Source organism: Dietzia sp. CW19, assembly GCF_014145265.1.
GTDB classification, from domain to species: Bacteria; Actinomycetota; Actinomycetes; order Mycobacteriales; family Mycobacteriaceae; genus Dietzia; species Dietzia natronolimnaea.
This window is the reverse complement of record NZ_JAALEE010000131.1, coordinates 1-4,306: the sequence shown is the minus strand read 5'-3', so window position 1 is coordinate 4,306 and position 4,306 is coordinate 1. Positions and strand designations below refer to the sequence as shown.

The following is a 4,306-nucleotide window of genomic DNA, read 5'->3' as shown; positions in this document are numbered from 1 at the left end:
TGGCCGCGGCCACCGTCGGGTTCCTGTCCGCCGGGGGTGGCAGTCGTGTCGGCATGGTCCTCACCGGCGCCGGGCGGCCACGGGTCCTCCGGGCCACGAGCGGGCGCGACCACGTCAGGCGGCTCCTCGAGGAGGTCACCCGCGCCCCGGCCCGGGTCTCACCCGGTGGGACCCTCGACGACGCACTCCGCGCCGCCCGGAACGCCGCCCGACGGCACGGACTGGTGGTGGTGATCTCGGACTTCCTCGCCGACGTCGACTGGGAACGGTCCCTGCGCGTCCTGGGGGCCCGGCACGAGTTCCTCGCCGTGCACACGGCCGACCCCCTCGACATCGCACTTCCCGCTGTGGGCGCCGCACTGCTCCAGGACCCGGCCACCGGCGAGGTGCTCGAACTGGACGTCGACGACGCCCTCGCCGCCGACTACCGCCGGGCCGCGGACTCCCATCGCGCGGAGGTCCACGCCGCCCTACGCCGCTGTGGCGCCCCGGTCCTCGCCCTGCGGACCGACCGGGACTGGATCAGGGACGTGATCGACTTCGTCGGCGCACGCCGCCAGGGTGGCCTGCCCACCGGGGAGAACCTCGTCAGGGACCTGCCCGACGACCATCCGACACCGGGAGGAACGCACCGATGAGCCTGTCGGAGTTCCAGCACCCACTGTGGCTGGTCCTGGTGGTCGTGCCACTGGCCCTCGCGATCGGATACGTGATCGCGCTGCGATCCAAGAGGCGCAGGACCGTGCGCTTCGGCAACTTCGGCGTCCTGCGGACCGTCGACCGTGGCGGTCGACGCTGGTTCACCCACGTCCCCGCGGTGCTGCTCATCCTGTCGCTGCTCGCCCTGGTGGTGGCGCTGGCCGGGCCGCAGAAGGAACAGAAGGTGCCGCGGAACCGCGCGACGGTCATGCTCGTCGTCGACGTGTCACTGTCCATGGAGTCCACGGACGTGTCGCCCTCCCGCCTGGAGGCCGCGCAGCAGGCCGCCACCACGTTCGCCAACAACCTCACCCCGGGCGTCAACCTGGGACTGGTCTCCTACGCCGGAACGGCCTCGATGCTCGTGGCACCCACCACCGATCGGGGACCCGTGGTCCGCGCCGTCGAGCGACTCCGGCTGGACGAGAGGACCGCGACCGGCGAGGCGATCTACACCGCCACCCAGGCCGTCACGACGTTCACCGAGAGCCTCGGTGGCACCGACCAGGCGCCGCCGGCCCGAATCGTGCTGCTCTCCGACGGCAAGGAGACCGTCCCCGCCGACCCGACCGAGGAGCGCGGGGCCTTCACCGCCGCCGAGCGCGCCGAGGAGGCCGGCATCCCGATCTCGACCATCTCCTTCGGCACCCTCTACGGGACAGTGGACATCCAGGGTCGCCCGCAGCCCGTCCCCGTCGACGACGCCTCGTTGCGCACCATCGCCGAGATCTCGGGGGGTGACTTCTTCACCGCCTCCAGCCTCGAGGAGCTCGACTCCGTCTACCGCACCCTCGAGGAACAGATCGGGTTCGAGTGGAAGAAGGCCGACGCCTCGCGGCCGTGGCTCGTGATCGGGTCCCTGCTGGCGATGCTCGCCGCAGCCGGATCCCTGGTGGCACACCGCCGCATCCCGTGACGGGTCCGCGCACCCCCACCGGGTCACCCGTGACGGTTCGATAGGTTGGTGCACATGGTTCCCGACAGCACGCCCACCCCCACCCCCCGGACGGTCCTGGTGACCGGGGGCAACCGCGGCATCGGACGCGCCGTGGCCGAACGACTCGCCGCCGACGGCCACCGGGTGGCGGTGACCCATCGAGGGTCCGGTGCGCCCGACGGTCTGTTCGGAGTCCTGTGTGACGTCACCGACCCCGACTCCGTCGACGCGGCGTTCACCGCGGTCGAGGCCGAGTACGGCCCGGTCGAGGTGGTGGTGTCCAACGCCGGGATCACCGACGACACCCTCCTGATGCGGATGAAGGACGAGCAGTTCACCCGGGTCGTCGAGGCGAACCTGTCCGGCGCGTTCCGGGTGGCCAGAAGGGCCTCCCGGGGGATGCTGCGCGCCAGGTTCGGCCGACTCATCTTCATCGGATCGGTGGTCGCCCAGTCGGGCACCGCGGGCCAGGTCAACTACGCCTCGTCGAAGGCCGGCCTCATCGGGATGGCCCGCTCACTGACCCGGGAACTCGGCTCGCGCAACATCACGGCCAACGTCGTGGCCCCCGGGTTCATCGACACCGACATGACCGCCGGGCTGGACGACAAGACGCAGGCCCTCGCCGTGGCGGCCATCCCGCTCGGCCGGAAGGGCAGCGCCCACGACGTGGCGGGGGCCGTCAGCTTCCTCGCGGGGGACGACGCCGGCTACATCTCGGGTGCCGTCCTGCCCGTCGACGGCGGTATGGGAATGGGGCACTGACCATGAGCGAGAACACCCGCACCGGGATCCTCTCGGGCAAGACCATCCTCGTCACCGGGGTGATCACCGACGCCTCGATCGCCTTCCACATCGCCAAGCACTGCCAGCTCCACGGCGCCACCGTCATCCTCACCGCGTTCGGCCGGCCGTCGCTGGTGCGGGCGATCTCGAAGCGACTGCCCGACAGGCCCGCGGTGATCGAACTGGACGTGCAGAGCGAGGAGGACCTCGCGGCGCTCGAGGGCAGGGTGCGAGAACACGCCGAATCGCTCGACGGGGTGGTGCACTCCATCGGGTTCGCGCCGCCCAGTTGCCTCGGCGACCCGTTCCTCGACGCGCCCTGGAAGGACGTCTCCGTCGCCGTGGAGGTCTCCGCCTATTCGTACGCGTCCCTCGCCAGGGCCGTGCGCCCCCTGCTCAACCCCGGCGCGTCGATCATCGGACTGGACTTCGACCCGCGGTTCTCCATGCCCTTCTACAACTGGATGTCCGTGGCCAAGAACGCCCTGGAGGCGGTCAACCGCTACGTGGCCCGAGAACTCGGTCCGGAGGGCGTGCGGTCCAACCTCATCGCCGCCGGCCCCGTCAAGACCCTCGCGGCCAAGGCCATCGCCGGAGACGCGCTCGGTCCCGGCGGAGAACTGGACCAGATGCAGGACGAGTGGGCCAGGCGCGCCCCCCTGGGGTGGGACGTGAACGACCCCACCGCGGTGGCGACCACCGCGGTGGCGCTGCTCTCGGACCTCATGCCCGCCACCACGGGAACAGTGATCTATGCAGACGGTGGAGCCGGCACCGTCTCCTTCAGCGGACAGGAGAACCACAGATGACCGATGGTGAGCTCGAGGTGACCGGGCCCGTGGACGCCCTCCTCGTCCTGTCCTTCGGCGGGCCCGAGGGACAGGAGGACGTCATCCCCTTCCTCGAGAACGTCACCCGCGGGCGCGGGATCCCGGCGGCGCGACTCGAGGAGGTCGCCACCCACTACCGACAGCTGGGTGGCCGCAGCCCGATCAACGACCTCAACCGCGAGATCATCGACCACGTCGAGGAGGAGCTCGCCCGCAGCGGCAGGGACCTGCCGGTGTACTTCGGGAACCGCAACTGGACCCCGATGATCGAGGAGACGGTCCGGCAGATGACCGCGGACGGCGTCCGGACCGCGGCGGTGTTCGCCACCTCCGCGTGGGGCGGCTACTCCGGCTGTGCGCAGTACCAGGAGGACATCGCCCGCGCGCGCGAGCAGGTCCCCGGTGCGCCCTCGATGGTCCGCCTGCGACAGTTCTACGACCATCCCCTGTTCATCGAGCGGTTCGCGTCCGATCTCCGCGCCGCCCGGGAAGCGGCGGCGCCGGGAGCCCGCGTCGTCTTCACCGCGCACTCGGTCCCCGAGGCGGCGGACGCCGTAGCGGGTCCGCCCGCGCTCGGAGGTCGTCTCTACAGCCGTCAGGTCGCCGAGGCGTCGCGGTTGGTGGCCCGCGCGGCCGGGGTCGACGATCACGACCTGGTCTGGCAGTCCCGTTCCGGACCCCCGAGCGTGCCGTGGCTCGAGCCCGACGTGGTGGACCATGTCCGTGGACTGGCGGAGGACAGCGGCGTCCGTGACGTCGTGATCGTCCCGATCGGGTTCATCTCCGACCACGTCGAGGTGATCTGGGACCTCGACACCGAGCTGGTTGACGAGGTGCGCGAACTCGGGGTGACGGTCACCCGCTCGGCGACACCCGGGCCGAGCCCGGAGTTCGCCCGGATGGTCCTCGAACTGCTCGAGGAGGTCGAGTCCGGAGTGCAGGGCGACAGGCTCGGCGACGTGCCCGCGCTGGGCTGCAACCGAGATGGTGCCCGATGCGCGGTCGGGTGCTGCTCCCGCTAGACGACGCGGAGAACACCCGTCCCCGCCGGTCG

4 protein-coding genes and 1 pseudogene are annotated in these 4,306 nt (G+C 71.2%); all 5 read left to right on the top strand.

Features of this window, described 5'->3' with window-relative positions:
* Positions 1–638: pseudogene (locus tag G6021_RS04530) on the top strand (DUF58 domain-containing protein); the annotation flags it as partial.
* On the top strand, positions 635–1,615 hold the full coding sequence (locus G6021_RS04525; RefSeq protein ID WP_179525297.1) for a VWA domain-containing protein: 981 nt from the start codon (positions 635–637) through the stop codon (positions 1,613–1,615). The pseudogene G6021_RS04530 and the gene G6021_RS04525, both read left to right, overlap by 4 nt.
* Positions 1,616–1,669: 54 nt before the next feature.
* Positions 1,670–2,401, top strand: coding sequence for a 3-oxoacyl-ACP reductase FabG1 (gene fabG1, locus G6021_RS04520; RefSeq protein WP_179525296.1), 732 nt, complete (start codon positions 1,670–1,672; stop codon positions 2,399–2,401).
* A gap of 2 nt (positions 2,402–2,403) precedes the next feature.
* Positions 2,404–3,231, top strand: coding sequence for an NADH-dependent enoyl-ACP reductase InhA (inhA, locus tag G6021_RS04515; protein ID WP_179525295.1), 828 nt, complete (start codon positions 2,404–2,406; stop codon positions 3,229–3,231).
* Entirely contained in the window at positions 3,228–4,274 is a 1,047-nt protein-coding gene (locus tag G6021_RS04510) for a ferrochelatase (RefSeq protein ID WP_182640750.1), read from the top strand. The genes inhA and G6021_RS04510 overlap by 4 nt, the downstream gene beginning before the upstream one ends.
* Positions 4,275–4,306 lie beyond the last annotated feature (32 nt).